15 protein-coding genes are annotated in these 16,220 nt (G+C 46.1%); 12 read left to right on the top strand and 3 right to left on the bottom strand.

Going from position 1 to position 16,220, the window contains the following annotated elements; genetic code table 11:
- Positions 1-10 precede the first annotated feature (10 nt).
- Both Q4Q54_RS19170 and Q4Q54_RS19165 read right to left on the bottom strand, forming a co-directional pair.
- Positions 11-1,075 (bottom strand): efflux RND transporter periplasmic adaptor subunit, encoded by a 1,065-nt coding sequence (locus Q4Q54_RS19170; protein ID WP_006081984.1) that lies wholly within the window; start codon positions 1,073-1,075, stop codon positions 11-13.
- 298 nt (positions 1,076-1,373) lie between these two features.
- The gene (locus Q4Q54_RS19165) at positions 1,374-2,660 is read right to left on the bottom strand and encodes a citrate synthase (RefSeq protein ID WP_006081983.1); all 1,287 of its coding nucleotides are present in this window, start codon (positions 2,658-2,660) and stop codon (positions 1,374-1,376) included.
- A gap of 415 nt (positions 2,661-3,075) precedes the next feature.
- On the opposite strand from Q4Q54_RS19165, the gene sdhC reads away from it, so the two are divergent.
- The 10 genes from sdhC to Q4Q54_RS19115 all read left to right on the top strand — a co-directional run bounded on the left by sdhC (position 3,076) and on the right by Q4Q54_RS19115 (position 14,099).
- The gene (sdhC, locus tag Q4Q54_RS19160; protein WP_012089416.1) at positions 3,076-3,471 is read left to right on the top strand and encodes a succinate dehydrogenase, cytochrome b556 subunit; all 396 of its coding nucleotides are present in this window, start codon (positions 3,076-3,078) and stop codon (positions 3,469-3,471) included.
- Positions 3,465-3,812, top strand: a complete 348-nt coding sequence (sdhD, locus tag Q4Q54_RS19155) for a succinate dehydrogenase, hydrophobic membrane anchor protein (protein ID WP_220590444.1) — start codon at positions 3,465-3,467, stop codon at positions 3,810-3,812. The genes sdhC and sdhD overlap by 7 nt, the downstream gene beginning before the upstream one ends.
- Positions 3,813-5,579 carry a succinate dehydrogenase flavoprotein subunit gene (sdhA, locus tag Q4Q54_RS19150; protein ID WP_106650760.1) on the top strand — a complete coding sequence of 589 codons (1,767 nt, stop codon included), beginning with the start codon at positions 3,813-3,815 and terminating at the stop codon, positions 5,577-5,579.
- Positions 5,580-5,590: 11 nt separating this feature from the next.
- Entirely contained in the window at positions 5,591-6,298 is a 708-nt protein-coding gene (locus Q4Q54_RS19145) for a succinate dehydrogenase iron-sulfur subunit (protein ID WP_106650759.1), read from the top strand.
- Between the two features lie 214 nt (positions 6,299-6,512).
- A complete protein-coding gene (locus tag Q4Q54_RS19140) occupies positions 6,513-9,344 on the top strand; it encodes a 2-oxoglutarate dehydrogenase E1 component (protein WP_220590443.1) in 2,832 nt (943 codons plus the stop codon).
- Between the two features lie 31 nt (positions 9,345-9,375).
- Positions 9,376-10,566 carry a 2-oxoglutarate dehydrogenase complex dihydrolipoyllysine-residue succinyltransferase gene (gene odhB, locus Q4Q54_RS19135; protein ID WP_311989274.1) on the top strand — a complete coding sequence of 397 codons (1,191 nt, stop codon included), beginning with the start codon at positions 9,376-9,378 and terminating at the stop codon, positions 10,564-10,566.
- A 105-nt stretch (positions 10,567-10,671) separates the two neighbouring features.
- Positions 10,672-11,838: an ADP-forming succinate--CoA ligase subunit beta gene (gene sucC, locus Q4Q54_RS19130; RefSeq protein ID WP_107947894.1), complete on the top strand. Its 1,167-nt coding sequence runs from the start codon at positions 10,672-10,674 to the stop codon at positions 11,836-11,838.
- Positions 11,838-12,710, top strand: a complete 873-nt coding sequence (gene sucD / locus Q4Q54_RS19125; protein WP_220590441.1) for a succinate--CoA ligase subunit alpha — start codon at positions 11,838-11,840, stop codon at positions 12,708-12,710. The genes sucC and sucD overlap by 1 nt, the downstream gene beginning before the upstream one ends.
- 380 nt (positions 12,711-13,090) lie before the next feature.
- Complete coding sequence (gene rnk, locus Q4Q54_RS19120; RefSeq protein WP_220590440.1) at positions 13,091-13,498, top strand: nucleoside diphosphate kinase regulator; 408 nt, start codon at positions 13,091-13,093, stop codon at positions 13,496-13,498.
- A 103-nt stretch (positions 13,499-13,601) separates the two neighbouring features.
- Positions 13,602-14,099: a GNAT family N-acetyltransferase gene (locus tag Q4Q54_RS19115; RefSeq protein ID WP_311989273.1), complete on the top strand. Its 498-nt coding sequence runs from the start codon at positions 13,602-13,604 to the stop codon at positions 14,097-14,099.
- A gap of 81 nt (positions 14,100-14,180) precedes the next feature.
- Here the strand turns inward: Q4Q54_RS19115 and fur are convergent, their stop codons facing one another.
- Positions 14,181-14,612 carry a ferric iron uptake transcriptional regulator gene (gene fur, locus Q4Q54_RS19110; RefSeq protein ID WP_106650752.1) on the bottom strand — a complete coding sequence of 144 codons (432 nt, stop codon included), beginning with the start codon at positions 14,610-14,612 and terminating at the stop codon, positions 14,181-14,183.
- A gap of 257 nt (positions 14,613-14,869) precedes the next feature.
- On the opposite strand from fur, the gene cobB reads away from it, so the two are divergent.
- Together cobB and Q4Q54_RS19100 are read left to right on the top strand one after the other, a co-directional pair.
- Positions 14,870-15,601 (top strand): Sir2 family NAD+-dependent deacetylase, encoded by a 732-nt coding sequence (cobB, locus tag Q4Q54_RS19105; protein ID WP_220590439.1) that lies wholly within the window; start codon positions 14,870-14,872, stop codon positions 15,599-15,601.
- Positions 15,598-16,047 carry an ATP-binding protein gene (locus Q4Q54_RS19100; protein WP_220590438.1) on the top strand — a complete coding sequence of 150 codons (450 nt, stop codon included), beginning with the start codon at positions 15,598-15,600 and terminating at the stop codon, positions 16,045-16,047. Before cobB ends, Q4Q54_RS19100 begins: the two co-directional genes overlap by 4 nt.
- The last annotated feature ends 173 nt before the right edge of the window (positions 16,048-16,220 follow it).

Genomic DNA, 16,220 nt, shown 5'->3' with positions numbered 1-16,220 from the left:
AAGGCTCCTATCAGTTCTTAGCAGAAGCAAGATCGAGTGGGGTGATCACTTCGACTAAGGATTGGTCTTTCAAGTTTTGTTGGCCGCGGGTCACGACTTGCTCACCGGGATTGATCCCTGCAATCACTTCCACAGAGTCTCCTTCACGGTAGCCAATTTCGACTTCACGGCGATTAGCATTAGTGCCATCGATAACATACAGAGCTTGCCTGTTATCTTGGTTTATCAGGGCGCTATAGGGAACGGTAATCACGTTTTCATGGGTGTCATACTTAAGCTCAACACGGGTAAACATGCCTGCTTTTAGGCGCGCCTCTTGATTCGGTACGGCTAATGTCACTTTAAACGTGCCGCTTTGTGGGTCAACAATCGGGCTTATCCGTAGCACTTTGGCATGGATAGCATTTTTACTTTGTTGATTACTGAACACTTGTGCTTCTTGGCCGAGTCTTAAGCTGGCAAGTTGTTGCTCTGGCAGATGGACTATACCGTGGAGTTCATCTTGATTGACTATGTAGAACAAGTCGCCAAATTCCTTCGCCATGTTGCCTGCTTTCACATAACGTTTAGCGACGACGCCGCTGATAGGGGACAGTACGCGGCTTTCTCTGACTTGTAGCTCGGCAAGATCTTTCTTGGCGATGGCGGCTTGCAAGTTATATTCAAGTTTGGCCATCGAATCTGCGCTGATAAATTCTTTGTTGCCCATTTTCTTCAGACGATTCAATTCCTGCTCAATGATTTTAACTTCGGCTTCTGAGCGGTCTAAATCGTATTGCTGTCTTTTGGCATCGATAACGGCGAGCACTTGGCCCTTTTGTACGCGATCACCTTCTTCAACGGCCAATGATTCAATGAGTCCAGAAATGCGGCTGACGACATTGGCTTCTTGAGGTGCTTCTAAGGTGGCCGTTGTGCTGTAGAAAGATGAAACGTTTCCTTGCATCACTGTGGTGGTTTCGACGGGAATGGCATATTTTTCTTCTTTTTTAGCCACTTCTTCCTTACCACAGGCTGCTAGCATTGAAATCATTAGCAGGGGGAGGGCGAATTTAGCAATGTTTGACTTTTCCATAAGTGTGTTACCTGTTGTCTTTATTGTGATGCCATTTAATAGCAGAAACCGTGCCAATGTTAAATGTAGCTTAATTTCATATAGTTAAGCTATATTTAAGTTAGGGCTAATGTGTGGATTTCACTAAATGTAGCTAAAAAGTTTAAAAAGTGATGAGAATAACTAAAGGCGGTTAATAGCGGTTATGCAAGTAGGCAATTGCAACAATGTATTTTGTGTAACAAGGGGAGTGTAAAAGGTGATTGTTCGATATGAAAAAAGCGCCCTCAGGCGCTTTTTAATGCGTAAGCCGTGGGACTTAGCGTTTGTCTTGTGCGACGAAATCACGTGCAGTTTCGCCAGTGTATAACTGACGTGGACGGCTGATTTTGTGGCCTGGTTGATCTAACATTTCTTTCCAGTGAGCAATCCAGCCTACAGTGCGAGCCAGTGCAAACAGCACAGTGAACATACTGGTTGGAATACCAATGGCTTTCATGATGATGCCAGAGTAGAAGTCGACGTTTGGATAGAGCTTCTTAGAAATGAAGTATTCGTCTTCAAGCGCAATGCGCTCAAGCTCCATTGCCACATCCAATAGTGGATCCTTAACTTTCAGTTCTTTCAGTACTTCGTGACAGGTTTCACGCATAACTTTGGCACGTGGGTCAAAGTTTTTGTAAACACGGTGTCCAAAGCCCATCAGACGGAATGGATCGTTCTTGTCTTTAGCACGTTCAATGAATTCAGGAATGCGGTCAACTGAACCGATTTCTTCTAACATTTGCAAACAGGCTTCGTTAGCGCCGCCGTGTGCAGGGCCCCAAAGAGACGCGATACCCGCTGCGATACACGCAAATGGGTTAGCACCTGAAGAACCCGCTAAACGTACGGTTGAAGTCGATGCGTTTTGTTCATGATCAGCATGTAAAATGAAGATCCTGTCCATTGCACGTTCAACAATAGGGTTAACTATGTATTCTTCACATGGTACAGCAAACATCATGCTTAAGAAGTTGCCCGCATAGCTTAAGTCATTACGTGGATACACGAATGGCTGGCCTGAAGAATACTTGTAGCACATGGCTGCTATCGTAGGCATTTTTGAGACTAAGCGATAAGCGGCGATTTCGCGGTGACGTGGATCGTTAACATCCAGAGAGTCTTGGTAAAATGCAGATAATGCACCCGTCACACCACATAACATGGCCATAGGATGAGCATCACGACGGAAACCTCTAAAGAAGAAGGCTAGCTGCTCGTGAACCATAGTGTGGGTTTTAACTGTATGTACAAACTCAGTATATTGCGCTTTCGTCGGCAGTTCACCGTAAAGCAGCAGATAACACAGGTCTAGGTAATCGGAGTCAACGGCTAGTTGATCGATTGGATAGCCACGGTGTAACAATATACCCAGATCACCATCAATATAGGTAATTGCAGATTCACAGGAGGCAGTCGCAAGAAAACCTGGATCAAAAGTAAAGTAACCTTTGCTGCCAAGTTTACTGATGTCGATTACGTCAAAACCAGCGGTTCCCTGCTTTACTGGCAATTCTATCGAGTCGTTCCCTGGTAATTCTAATTTGGCTTTTAAATCAGCCATACCCCGTTCTCCTTACTTAGTTCTTATCTGTGAGTGCGGCATGTCAAACCGCCATTACTTTACAGCCATTCTAGATCACATTTCAATTTAAATAAGCGTTTAAATTTGTTAGACCATGGTATAAATGCCTTTACTTTCCCATGCGGAACTGGCACTTACAGTAAAAATTCGTCAAAAAAACATAATTTGCATTCTGTGATGTTTGTATTTGACATTTGCCGCGAGTATACTTGCCTCGCCCAATAAGGGCCGCAAACAACGATTATAAAGCACCCTTTGTTTACATGTTAAATGAGTGCGTGCTCAGATAGTTAACTGTTTGTTTAAACTTTGCTTTTGTGTTTACTTTTGCCGTGATTCACATCCCAGTTTAAAGTTTGTACAAAAGCGGTTCACATAACAAAAAAAATGCTCAATGGAGCTGAGTGAGCAGAACGTGAAAAAGCAAAGACCTGTCCATTTAGATCTGCAGACCATTCGCTTTCCTGCAACAGCGATTGTGTCAATTCTTCACCGTGTTTCCGGTGTCATCATGCTGTTCGCAGTTGGCATTCTCATTTGGTTGCTAAATTCATCTTTAGCATCAGCTGAAAGTTTCGCTGGCGTACAATCTCTATTTGATAACTTCGTTATGAAGTTCATCCTGTGGGGCATTATGACTGCACTGGCGTATCACTTGTTTGGTGGCCTACGTCACTTAGTAATGGATACCGGTCGTTGGGAAGAATTGTCATCGGGTGCCGCATCAGCGAAAGCTGTATTTGCCTTAACGGTAGCCTTTTCAATCATAGCGGGGATTTGGGTATGGTAACCAATGCAGCAAGTTTTGGACGCAGTGGTGTTCATGACTTTATTCTACTACGCGCTAGTGCAGTGATCCTCGCCTGTTACACCATTTTCTTGGTTGGCTTTATTGCATGTAGTTCCCCTCTCACCTACGACGTCTGGCATGGCCTTTTTAGCGCTCTGCCAATGAAAGTGTTTACACTTCTGACGCTGGTTGCATTACTCGTACACGCTTGGATTGGTGTATGGCAAGTGCTGACAGATTACGTCAAGTGCACGTCGTTACGTGGTGTTTTACAGTTCACCTTTGTCGTTACCGTATTTTGTTATTTAGCGGCCGGCATTGTTATTGTGTGGGGTGTCTAAGTGAGTATTCCAGTACGCGAATTTGATGCTGTAGTGATCGGTGCCGGTGGCGCTGGTATGCGTGCAGCGCTGCAGATTTCCAAAGAAGGTAAAAGCTGTGCGCTTTTATCAAAAGTATTTCCAACTCGTTCTCATACCGTATCTGCGCAGGGTGGTATCACTGTTGCGTTAGGTAACGCCCATGAAGATCATTGGGAACAGCACATGTACGATACCGTGAAGGGTTCCGATTTTATCGGTGACCAAGAAGCGATTGAATTCATGTGTAAAACCGGTCCTGAAGCCGTGATTGAACTTGAGCAAATGGGGTTGCCTTTTTCTCGTTTCGAAAATGGCACGATTTACCAACGTCCGTTTGGTGGTCAATCTAAGAACTTTGGTGGCGAGCAGGCTGCACGTACTGCGGCAGCTGCCGACCGTACTGGTCATGCTTTGCTGCACTGTTTATACCAACAAAACGTGAAGCATAAGACGCAAGTCTTCTCAGAATGGTATGCATTAGATCTCGTTAAAAACGATGATGGCGCTGTTGTGGGTTGTACTGCGATTGAAATTGAAACGGGTGATATCGTTTATTTCAAAGCCAAAGCAACGATTCTAGCGACCGGTGGTGCAGGGCGTATTTACGCTTCTACTACTAACGCGCATATCAACACCGGTGACGGTGTCGGTATGGCAATGCGTGCTGGCGTGCAAATGCAAGACATGGAAATGTGGCAATTCCACCCAACTGGCATCGCCGGCGCGGGTGTACTTGTGACTGAAGGTTGTCGTGGTGAAGGCGGTTATCTGCTGAACAAAGACGGCGAGCGCTTCATGGAACGTTATGCCCCTAACGCGAAAGATTTGGCATCACGCGACGTGGTAGCACGCTCTATGATGACTGAAATCCGCGAAGGTCGTGGTTTAGACGGTCCATTAGGTCCACACTGTTTACTCAAGCTTGATCACTTAGGTAAAGAAACATTAGAAGCACGTTTACCAGGCGTGTGTGAATTGTCTCGTACCTTTGCCCATATCGATCCGGCCGATGGCCCAATTCCAGTGTTGCCAACCTGTCACTACATGATGGGCGGTCTGCCAACTAAAGTCAGTGGTCAAGTTATTCGTAAGAATGAAGACGGTACTGAACAAGATGTTATCGGTCTGTTTGCTGTGGGTGAGATTGCCTGTGTATCTGTTCACGGTGCAAACCGCTTAGGTGGTAACTCATTGCTCGATTTAGTGGTCTTTGGCCGCGCAGCGGGTCAGCATTTAGGTAAAGCTTTGGATGAGACTGACGATCCAAAAGACGCAAGCGATGCGGATATTCAAGCATCACTGGCTCGTCTGAATCGTTGGGAAAGCAACAAAGATGGCGAAGATCCAGCGCAAATCCGTAAGGATCTGCAACTGTGTATGCAATTAAACTTCTCTGTATTCCGTCGTGGCGATGCTATGGCTGAAGGTTTAGAGCAGTTGAAAGTCATCCGCGAACGTCTTGCAAAGGCGAAGTTGTCTGATAACTCTCGTGAATTCAACACTCAACGTATTGAATGTTTAGAGTTAGATAACCTAATGGCAACAGCAATCGCTACGGCCTATGCTGCTAACTTCCGTACTGAAAGTCGCGGTGCTCACTCACGTGAAGATTATTTAGAGCGTGATGATGAGAACTGGTTATGCCACAGCTTATTTGACCCTGTGACTGAAACGATGGATCGTCGTGCAGTGAACATGGCACCTAAGTTACGTGAAGCATTCCCACCGAAGAAACGTACCTACTAGGAGTTGCAAAGATGAAATTGACATTTGCAGTTTATCGCTACAATCCTGACGTAGATACTAAACCGTATATGCAGGATTACAGCTTAGAAGTAGCTGACGGCTCTGACATGATGGTGCTCGATGCACTGATTAAGTTGAAAGAGCAAGATCCGACTCTGTCATTCCGTCGCTCATGCCGTGAAGGTGTGTGTGGTTCTGACGGTGTGAACATGAATGGTAAAAATGGTCTGGCGTGTATTACCCCAATTTCAACCTTCAAAGGCAAGAAATTAGAAATACGCCCATTACCAGGTATGCCAGTTGTTCGTGACTTAGTTGTTGATTTAACTCAGTTCTATAAGCAGTATGAGAAGATCAAGCCTTACCTCATCAATGATGAGAAAGCACCAGCCCGTGAACACTTACAATCACCTGAAGAGCGTGCTCATTTAGATGGTCTGTACGAATGTATCATGTGTGCCTGTTGTTCTACGGCTTGCCCATCATTCTGGTGGAATCCTGATAAGTTTATCGGTCCAAGCGGTCTGCTTCACGCATATCGTTTCTTGATCGACAGTCGCGATACAGCAACAGAAGAACGTCTTTCTGAGCTGGACGACGCCTATAGCGTGTTCCGTTGCCACGGCATCATGAACTGCGTTGACGTGTGTCCAAAAGGTCTTAATCCGACTAAAGCAATTGGTCATATTAAGTCCATGCTGTTGAAGCGAGCAGTGTAATGCGAGAACCCGAGCTGAAACCAATAATAATATAGCTCTTGAAGAGTCACTTTCTGGTAGCAGAAGGTGACTCTTTTGCGTATGTAATGGAAGACAACGCGCCGTATATCTGGACATCTAGGGGCGGCAGAAATTATGCGTCGAAGGTAATCTCTACAGACTGCATATTTAATACTATGGCTAAGCACGTGTATAAAGTTTGAAAGGAATAGAAATGCACCAAGGCATCATGAAAGCCTGGCTCGAATCATCTCACTTAAGTGGTGCAAATTCGACCTACGTAGAAGAGATGTATGAAGCCTATCAAGAAAACCCACAGTCAGTCGCTGATGATTGGCGTGCGGTATTTGATAATCTCCCTCCTGTGAACGGTGCCTCTGTTGATGCGCCTGAAGCTGCTCACTCAAAAGTACGTGATTATTTTCGCAGTTTAGCGTTAGAAGGACGCCATAAGAGCTCTGCTCGTGTGACGGATCCTGAACTGGATGCTAAGCAAGTTAAAGTCCTGCAGTTAATTAACGCCCATCGTTTCCGTGGTCATCAAGGTGCTAACCTTGACCCCCTAGAACTGTGGAAACGCGAACCTGTGGCCGATTTAGATCCTGCCTTCCACGGCCTGACTAAAGAAGACATGGATCGTGAGTTTAATACAGGTTCTTTTGCTCATGGTGGCGAAACCATGAAGCTCGCGGATTTGGTAAAAGCGCTGAAAGCCACCTACTGTGGTTCTATCGGTGCTGAATATATGCACATTACCGATACCGATGAGAAACGCTGGATCCAACAACGTCTCGAACCTTCCTTAGGTAAAGCTAACTACGATAAAAGTGTTAAGACACGCATTCTTGAAGGCTTAAACGCCGCAGAAGGCATTGAAAAATACTTAGGTGCTAAATTCCCTGGTGCGAAGCGTTTCTCGTTAGAAGGCGGTGATGCGTTAGTGCCTATGATGCGCGAAATTATTTATCGTGCAGGTGAAGCGGGTACTAAAGAAATCGTCGTTGGTATGGCTCACCGTGGTCGTCTAAACGTACTGGTTAACGTATTAGGTAAGCGTCCTGCTGAACTGTTTGATGAGTTCGCGGGTAAGCATGCTGATACCCACGGTTCGGGTGACGTTAAGTACCACCAAGGTTTCTCCTCTGATTTCGAAACGCCGGGCGGCAATGTGCATTTAGCACTGGCCTTTAACCCATCGCACCTTGAAATCGTTAACCCTGTGGTCATTGGTTCGGTACGTGCCCGCCAAGACCGTCGCGGTTGTAAGGATGGCTTACAAGTCATGCCTATTACTATTCACGGTGACTCAGCCATTGCGGGTCAAGGGATAGTACAAGAGACATTCAACATGTCTCAAACCCGCGGTTTTAAAGTGGGCGGCAGCATTCGCATCGTAGTGAACAACCAAGTGGGTTTCACTACGTCTAACCATGCGGACGTGCGTTCAACGGAATATTGTACTGACATCGCTAAGATGGTTCAGGCGCCGATTTTCCACGTTAACTCTGACGATCCCGAAGCGGTTGCATTTGTATCGCAGTTAGCCGTTGATTATCGTAACGAGTTCAAACGTGATGTGGTGGTTGAATTAGTCTGTTATCGCCGTCATGGCCATAACGAAGCCGATGAGCCAAGTGCAACTCAACCGCTGATGTATGCCAAGATCAAGAAACACCCAACGCCACGTAAGATTTATGCAGACAAGTTAATCGCTGAAAACGTGATTGCTGCCGATGAGGTGACTGGTCTTATCAATAATTACCGTGACGCATTAGATCAGGGTGATTGTGTGGTGAAAGAATGGCGTCCAATGACGCTGCATTCTGTTGACTGGACACCTTATATTGGTCGTGAGTGGGACGAAGCGTTCGAATCTGCGATGTCGGCAGAACGTTTACAAAACCTTGCGGACAAATTGAGCTACGTTCCTGAAAGCCATCCATTACAATCCCGTGTTGCTAAGATTTATGGCGACCGTGTTGCTATGGCAAAAGGTGAGAAACCACTCGATTGGGGCTTTGCAGAAACCTTGGCTTATGCCTCGATTCTGGAAGACAACAAGCGCGTTCGTATCACAGGTCAAGATTCTGGCCGTGGCACTTTCTTCCATCGTCATGCGGTGTTGCACAATCAAAACGATGGCACGACTTACATGCCACTACGCAACATTGCCGATGAGCAAGGTCCGATTGATATTACTGACTCAGTGTTATCTGAAGCCTCAGTATTGGCATTTGAATACGGCTATGCGACGGCAGAACCTGGCGGCCTGACCATTTGGGAAGCCCAGTTTGGTGACTTTGCCAACTGTGCGCAAGTGGTTATTGATCAGTTCTTGTCATCGGGTGAACAAAAGTGGGGCCGTTTATGTGGTCTGACTATGTTGTTGCCCCATGGTTATGAAGGTCAAGGCCCAGAGCACTCAAGCGCCCGTTTAGAGCGTTTCTTGCAAATGTGTGCTAACCACAACATGCAAGTGTGTGTGCCTTCAACACCTGCACAGGTTTACCATATGTTGCGCCGTCAAGTGGTGCGCCCAATGCGTCGACCACTTATCGTGATGTCGCCTAAATCATTGCTGCGTCATCCATTAGCCGTGTCGAGTTTGGAAGAATTGGCCAATGGTAGTTTCCAAAATGTGATCGGTGAAATCGATACCTTGGAAGCAAGCAAAGTGGATCGCGTTGTTTTCTGTAGTGGTAAAGTTTACTTCGAACTACTGGAAAAACGTCGTAAAGAAAACATCACTAACGTAGCGTTAATTCGTGTTGAACAGTTATATCCGTTCCCACATGATGAAATGATCGTTGCTTTGGCTGATTACCAACATGTTAAAGATTTTGTTTGGTGTCAGGAAGAGCCACAGAACCAAGGTGCTTGGTACTCGAGTCAACACCATTTCTGGGCCGCGATTCCTGCAGGTGCACAGTTAACTTATGCCGGCCGTGAAGCGTCAGCTGCGCCAGCATGTGGTTACCCTGAGTTGCATACACATCAGCAAGAATCTTTAGTGAACAGTGCCCTGAAACTTACAATCACACTGTAGTAATAGACATTTTATAAAAGGATAGTTTTTCATGAGTATCGAAATCAAGGTACCTGTACTACCAGAATCTGTTGCCGATGCCACGATTGCCACTTGGCATGTGAAAGTGGGCGAGCAAGTTTCTCGTGATCAAAACCTGGTTGATATTGAAACCGATAAAGTGGTTCTTGAAGTGGTTGCGCCAGAAGATGGCCACATTGGCGAGTTTTTGTTTGAAGAAGGCGCCACTGTTCTAGGTGAACAAGTGATCGCTAAGTTCATCGCTGGTGCAGTTTCTGGCCAAGAAGTGACTAAAGCTGAAGCAGAAGCGGCAACGCCAGCAGTTGCGACAAGTGACGAATCTAATGATGCGTTAAGCCCATCAGTACGCCGTTTGCTGGCCGAGCACAATGTTGATGCTAGCAAAGTAAAAGGCACGGGTGTGGGTGGTCGTATTACGAAAGAAGACGTTGAAGCTTTTGTTAAGTCTGCCCCTAAAGCAGCGGCGCCAGCAGCACCTGCTGTGGCTCCGTTAGCGGCTGGCCGTAGCGAGAAGCGCGTGCCAATGACACGTCTGCGTAAGACAATCGCTAACCGCTTGTTAGAAGCGAAAAACTCTACCGCTATGCTCACGACATTTAACGAAGTGAACATGAAGCCCATCATGGATATCCGTAAGCAATACCAAGATATCTTTGAAAAGCGCCACGGTATCCGTTTAGGCTTTATGTCTTTCTACATCAAAGCAGTGACTGAAGCGCTGAAACGTTTCCCAGAAGTTAACGCGTCTATTGATGGCGATGATATCGTTTATCACAACTACTTCGACATCAGCATCGCAGTATCAACACCACGTGGTCTGGTAACACCAGTGTTACGTGACACAGATACCATGAACTTAGCTGAAATCGAAAAAGCGGTTCGTGATTTAGCCATCAAAGGCCGTGACGGTAAGCTGACTGTGGCAGATATGACTGGCGGTAACTTCACTGTGACTAACGGTGGTGTTTTCGGTTCACTGATGTCTACACCGATCCTTAACCTGCCACAAAGTGCGATTTTAGGCATGCATGCCATTAAAGATCGCCCAATGGCAGTCAATGGTCAGGTTGAAATCCTGCCCATGATGTACCTAGCACTCTCATATGACCATCGTATTGTTGATGGCCGTGAGTCTGTTGGTTTCTTGGTTGCGATTAAAGACTTCCTAGAAGACCCAACTCGTCTGCTGCTTGATCTGTAACACAACTCGATAAGAGATTGCGCTTAAAGAAATAGCCAGACATACCCTCGTGACTGGCCCAAACGGGCCAGTTGGATTTGATTAGAAGTATACGGATAGATCATCATGAATTTGCATGAGTATCAGGCAAAATCCTTATTTGCCGAATATGGTTTACCAGTGTCAGAAGGTTTTGCATGTGATACAGCCCAAGAAGCTGTAGAAGCGGCAGGCCATATTGGCGGAAATTTATGGGTTGTTAAGTGTCAAGTGCACGCAGGCGGCCGCGGTAAAGCGGGTGGCGTTAAAGTCACTGGCGATAAAGAAGAAATCAGAGCCTTTGCCGAACACTGGTTAGGCAAAAATCTGGTGACTTATCAAACTGATGAGAAAGGTCAGCCAGTTGCTAAAATTTTAGTAGAAAGCTGTACCGACATCGCTAACGAACTGTACCTTGGTGCCGTTGTTGACCGCGCGACTCGTCGCGTTGTGTTCATGGCGTCGACTGAAGGTGGTGTTGAAATTGAGAAAGTGGCAGAAGAAACGCCAGAACTCATCCACACTGCAATCATCGATCCTTTGACTGGCCCACAAGGTTATCAAGCTCGCGATCTTGGCTTCAAGTTAGGTTTAAACCCAACGCAAATGAAGCAGTTCACTAAGATTTTTATGGGTCTGGCGACTATGTTCGTTGATCATGATTTCGCACTATTAGAAATCAACCCACTGGTTATTACCACTGAAGGCAACCTACACTGCCTAGATGGTAAAATCGGTATCGACGGTAACGCACTGTTCCGTCAACCAAAAATCAAAGGCATGCACGATCCATCACAGGATGACGCGCGTGAAGCTCACGCGGCTAAGTTCGAACTGAACTACGTAGCATTAGACGGTAACGTTGGCTGTATGGTGAACGGTGCTGGTCTGGCTATGGGTACTATGGATATCGTTAACTTGCACGGTGGCAAGCCAGCGAACTTCCTAGACGTAGGCGGCGGCGCGACTAAAGAACGTGTAGCAGAAGCGTTTAAAATCATTCTGTCTGACAGCAATGTGAAAGCGGTTCTGGTTAACATTTTCGGCGGTATCGTACGTTGTGACATGATCGCAGAAGGTATTATCGGCGCTGTTAAAGAAGTGGGCGTTAAAGTACCTGTTGTGGTTCGTTTAGAAGGTACTAACGCTGAACTTGGCCGTGAAGTATTAGCTAAATCAGGTCTTGATATCATTGCAGCTACCAGTCTGACTGACGCGGCTGAGCAAGTAGTTAAAGCTGCGGAGGGCAAATAATGTCTGTCTTAATCAATAAAGATACCAAGGTAATTTGCCAAGGTTTCACTGGCGGTCAAGGTACATTCCACTCACAACAAGCTATCGATTACGGTACGCAAATGGTGGGTGGTGTGTCTCCTGGTAAAGGTGGCCAAACTCACTTAGGTCTGCCAGTGTTTAACACGGTAAAAGACGCTGTTGCTGCAACTGGCGCAACGGCAACTGTGATCTATGTACCGGCACCATTTTGTAAAGACGCCATCCTTGAAGCTATCGACGGTGGCATCGAGCTTATCGTTTGTATCACTGAAGGCATTCCTACACTGGACATGCTGCAAGTTAAAGTGAAGCTTGAAGAAACTGGCGTTCGCATGATTGGCCCTAACTGCCCAGGTGTTATCACCCCAGGTGAATGTAAGATCGGCATCATGCCAGGTCACATCCACTTAAAAGGCAAAGTGGGTATCGTTTCACGTTCAGGTACTCTGACCTATGAAGCGGTTAAGCAAACGACTGATGAAGGTTTCGGCCAATCTACTTGCGTAGGTATCGGTGGTGACCCAATCCCAGGTACTAACTTCATCGACGTATTGGAAATGTTCCAAAACGATCCACAGACTGAAGCGATTGTAATGATCGGTGAAATCGGTGGTAACGCTGAAGAAGATGCGGCTGCTTACATCAAAGCACACGTAACTAAGCCTGTTGTGTCTTACATTGCTGGTGTAACTGCACCTGCTGGTAAGCGTATGGGCCACGCTGGCGCGATCATCGCTGGCGGTAAAGGTACTGCAGAAGACAAATTTGCTGCATTAGAAGCAGCTGGCGTGACAACTGTCCGCTCGCTAGCTGATATCGGCAAAGCGCTGCGTACTCGTACTGGTTGGTAAGCTAAACCGTTCGATACTAAAAGGCGCCTAAGGCGCCTTTTTTATTGGCTGTATAAGACAGGAATGGGATTGAGCTAACACCATGAAGACTAGATATTTTTTCTTCTACGGGTTAGATTGATGCTTCTCTACTCAGCAGTCGCCTGCGCCATGGGCGAGCATAGCGTGATGAGAGCCATTAACCATGAGCTAAGTGCTTATGGCTTCAGTGCTGTTTCTGCAAAATATCTTGAATTCAAATTTTTATCACACGGTTGCAGCCTATCGCTGCGAGCGTATTTGTATTATGGGGCTTACTGCATTGGGGGAGGGTAAGCCACTGAGTCGATGTTAGCCTGAGTCACGGCTTGAACATCACGTTTCTTTACGAGGGAAAGACTGTGAAAACACCTAAAATCATTATTTCGGAAATCGATTTAGAAAGACTAGAGCGATTATTGGAGTCACTGCCGGCAAATGCGTTTCCGGGCAAAGCGGCATTGGAGGCTGAATTAGACAGGGCCGATATCGTGCCTGCATCTCAGATGCCAGCAAATGTGGTGACCATGAATTCGGAAGTGAAGTTTAGCGTTTCATCCAGTAATGAAACCTTCTGTTTACGGTTAGTGTATCCAAAAGACATCAATGGCGCGGGCACGATTTCTATTTTGGCGCCGGTGGGGAGTGCATTATTAGGGTTGTCTCAAGGCGATGAGATTGAATGGCCAGGCCCTGGTGGTTCTATGGTAAAAGTGCGTATTGAAGAAATCCTGTATCAGCCTGAGCGCAGTGGTGATTACCACCGTTAAGCTTAAGCTTAAGGTTCTGGCGTAGTGTCGTTGACGTTACGCCAATAGTAACCATTTATCGATAGGCTGATGTATTAAGCGATCCATTTTTGAAGGAGTAAAGATGATAACCCAAACTGAACGATTAATTATTCGGCCATTTACTGAGCAAGATTGTGAAGCCCTGTATTTGATGAACAGTAATCCGGCGATGCTGAAATACATTCCCACTGCTGCTTTTACGTCTCGTGAGCAGGCGGTTGAGTTATTTCACCAGGTGATCCAAGCCGATTATCAGCAACATGGTTTTGGTCGCTGGGCGGTAGAGCATAAAGCCGATAAACGTGTGATCGGTTTTTGTGGCCCGAAATTCATTGCAGAATTTAATGAAGTCGAACTGGGTTATCGTTATTTCCCTGAGTATTGGGGCACAGGGATTGGCACTGAGGCCGCATCTGCTGCATTAGCCGAATTTAAGCGTTTTGGCATAGAGCAGACAATTGCACTTATCTTAGAAGGGAATCTCGGTTCAGAAGGCGTGGCTAAGCGAGTGGGGATGCACTGGCGCGAGAAAAATGAGTTTATGGGCCATAAAGTGAATATCTACGCCAAGCTATTATAACGATTTGCCGATTAACATCATCCAATAAAAAAACCAGCCTAAAGCTGGTTTTTGTGTCTCGGCGATGAAAGCTGAAGTCGACTAAGCGTCGTTATGCTCACAGGTATCATTGGTGCAAGTGCCGTACAAATATAAGCTGTGATTCGTCAGCTTAATGTTGTGTTTCATGGCAATTTCATCTTGACGACGTTCGATAACTTCATCTGAAAACTCAATCACTTTGCCACACGACAGGCAAACTAAGTGATCATGGTGATGCTGAGTTGAGAGTTCGAAAACAGCTTTACCGCTTTCAAAATGGTGACGACTGACAATGCCAGCATCATCAAATTGGTTTAACACACGGTAGACGGTGGCTAGACCAATTTCTTCACCCAAATCCAGCAGCTTCTTGTACAAATCTTCTGCACTGATATGTTGGTTTTCAGGTCCTTGCATCAGTTCTAGGATCTTGACTCGTGGCAGGGTAATTTTCAAACCCGCTTTTTTTAGCGCTTGATTTCCATCTGTCATTGCTAATCTCTTGATTGCAGAACCAATAGGTTCATCCGTGGATAGTGTTTGCCATTATAGGGGCTCAGGTTGAAAACTTAAACCTTTGTTCTGGCTTTATAGCGCGATATGCAGATAAATTGTGTCAATAGGCGTTAAATCACAATATTTTGCGGCAATTCAAGCATAGTTTTTGTATGGTTATACCAAGGAATAATATTCACGGCTGCCAAAGTCAGTAAGAATAATTCAAATAAATAAAATAATAAGGAATCGGCATGTACCAGCAAATTGTGGTGTTAACCGGCGCGGGGATCTCTGCGGAATCGGGATTACGCACCTTTCGCGATCAAGATGGTTTGTGGGAAGAACATCATATTGAAGACGTTGCCACACCTGAAGGGTATGAACGTGATGCTGAACTTGTGGAACGCTTTTACAATAGTCGTTGGCAGCAATTGCACAGTGGTACGGTTGAGCCCAATGCCGCGCACCTTGCCTTGGCAAAGTTAGAGGCAGAATTTCAAGGTCAGTTATTGGTCGTGACCCAGAATATTGATGATCTGCATGAGCGTGCGGGTTCACGTCGATTGCTGCACATGCATGGCGAACTATCCAAAGGCCGTTGTCCGCGTTCGCGTCAGACTTTTATTTTACGTGAGCCTTTTGGTGCCGATAACTGTTGTACCTGCTGTATTCCTGCCCAGCGTTTGCGCCCCCATGTGGTGTGGTTCGGTGAAATGCCCTTAGGGATGGATCGAATTCACGATGCGCTCGATAACTGCGACTTGTTTATTGCCATTGGCACCTCTGGTACTGTTTATCCTGCCGCAGGCTTTGTCGATACCGCTAATCATCACGGAGCGCAAACGGTTGAAGTGAATATGATGGCACCCGATAGACACAGTCAGTTTCAATACCATCTCACGGGCAAAGCGGGGGAGTTAGTGCCTCAGTTGGTCGAGACTATTTTAGCGGGTAGAGTGATTGGCAGTGAGTCGAACGCATGAGTGATAAAATCGCGATTATTATGCGTGGCTTACCGGGCAGTGGTAAGTCACATTGGGTTGAAACTTATATTCTTTCCCTTGCTTTAGAAAAAGCCATTGGCGTGCGCCAACGCGGTGTCTTTTCGACCGATAGCTTTTTCTACCATCAAGATGAATACCGTTTTGATGCTAAGAGGTTGCCTGAGTATCATCAATGTAATCTGACGGGGTTTATTCAGGCACTGTCTTCAGGCGAGCCCGTGGTCATTTGTGACAACACTAATCTGTGCCGCTGGGAATACATGGCCTATGAAGCGGCGGCAAAAGCCTTAGGTTATCAAGTTAGAATTGTGCTTGTGGGCGAACCGAGTAATCCTGCCCATCAGTTGGAATGCGCCAAACGGAATCGCCATGGCGTACCTTTGGCGCAAATTCAACGTATGGCAAAGGTATTTGAAGATTTTTAATCTAAGTGGCTGAGTCATCATGAGTGTTGTGACGCTTTTGTCGCGGTAAATCTGATTAGGCCTTTGCCTTTTATTTTACCTATGGCCCGCGATGTTTTCGTCCTGTCATTTTTCGTCCTGCCACATTGTAGTAGTACTCTGTTTCGAATCATTGCTTTTGTGTAATGCCATTT

This window comes from Shewanella sp. SP2S2-4 (genome assembly GCF_031932025.1).
GTDB lineage: Bacteria > Pseudomonadota > Gammaproteobacteria > Enterobacterales > Shewanellaceae > Shewanella > Shewanella baltica.
The sequence above is the reverse complement of the archived record's forward strand: the minus strand, read 5'-3'. Positions and strand labels throughout refer to the sequence as shown.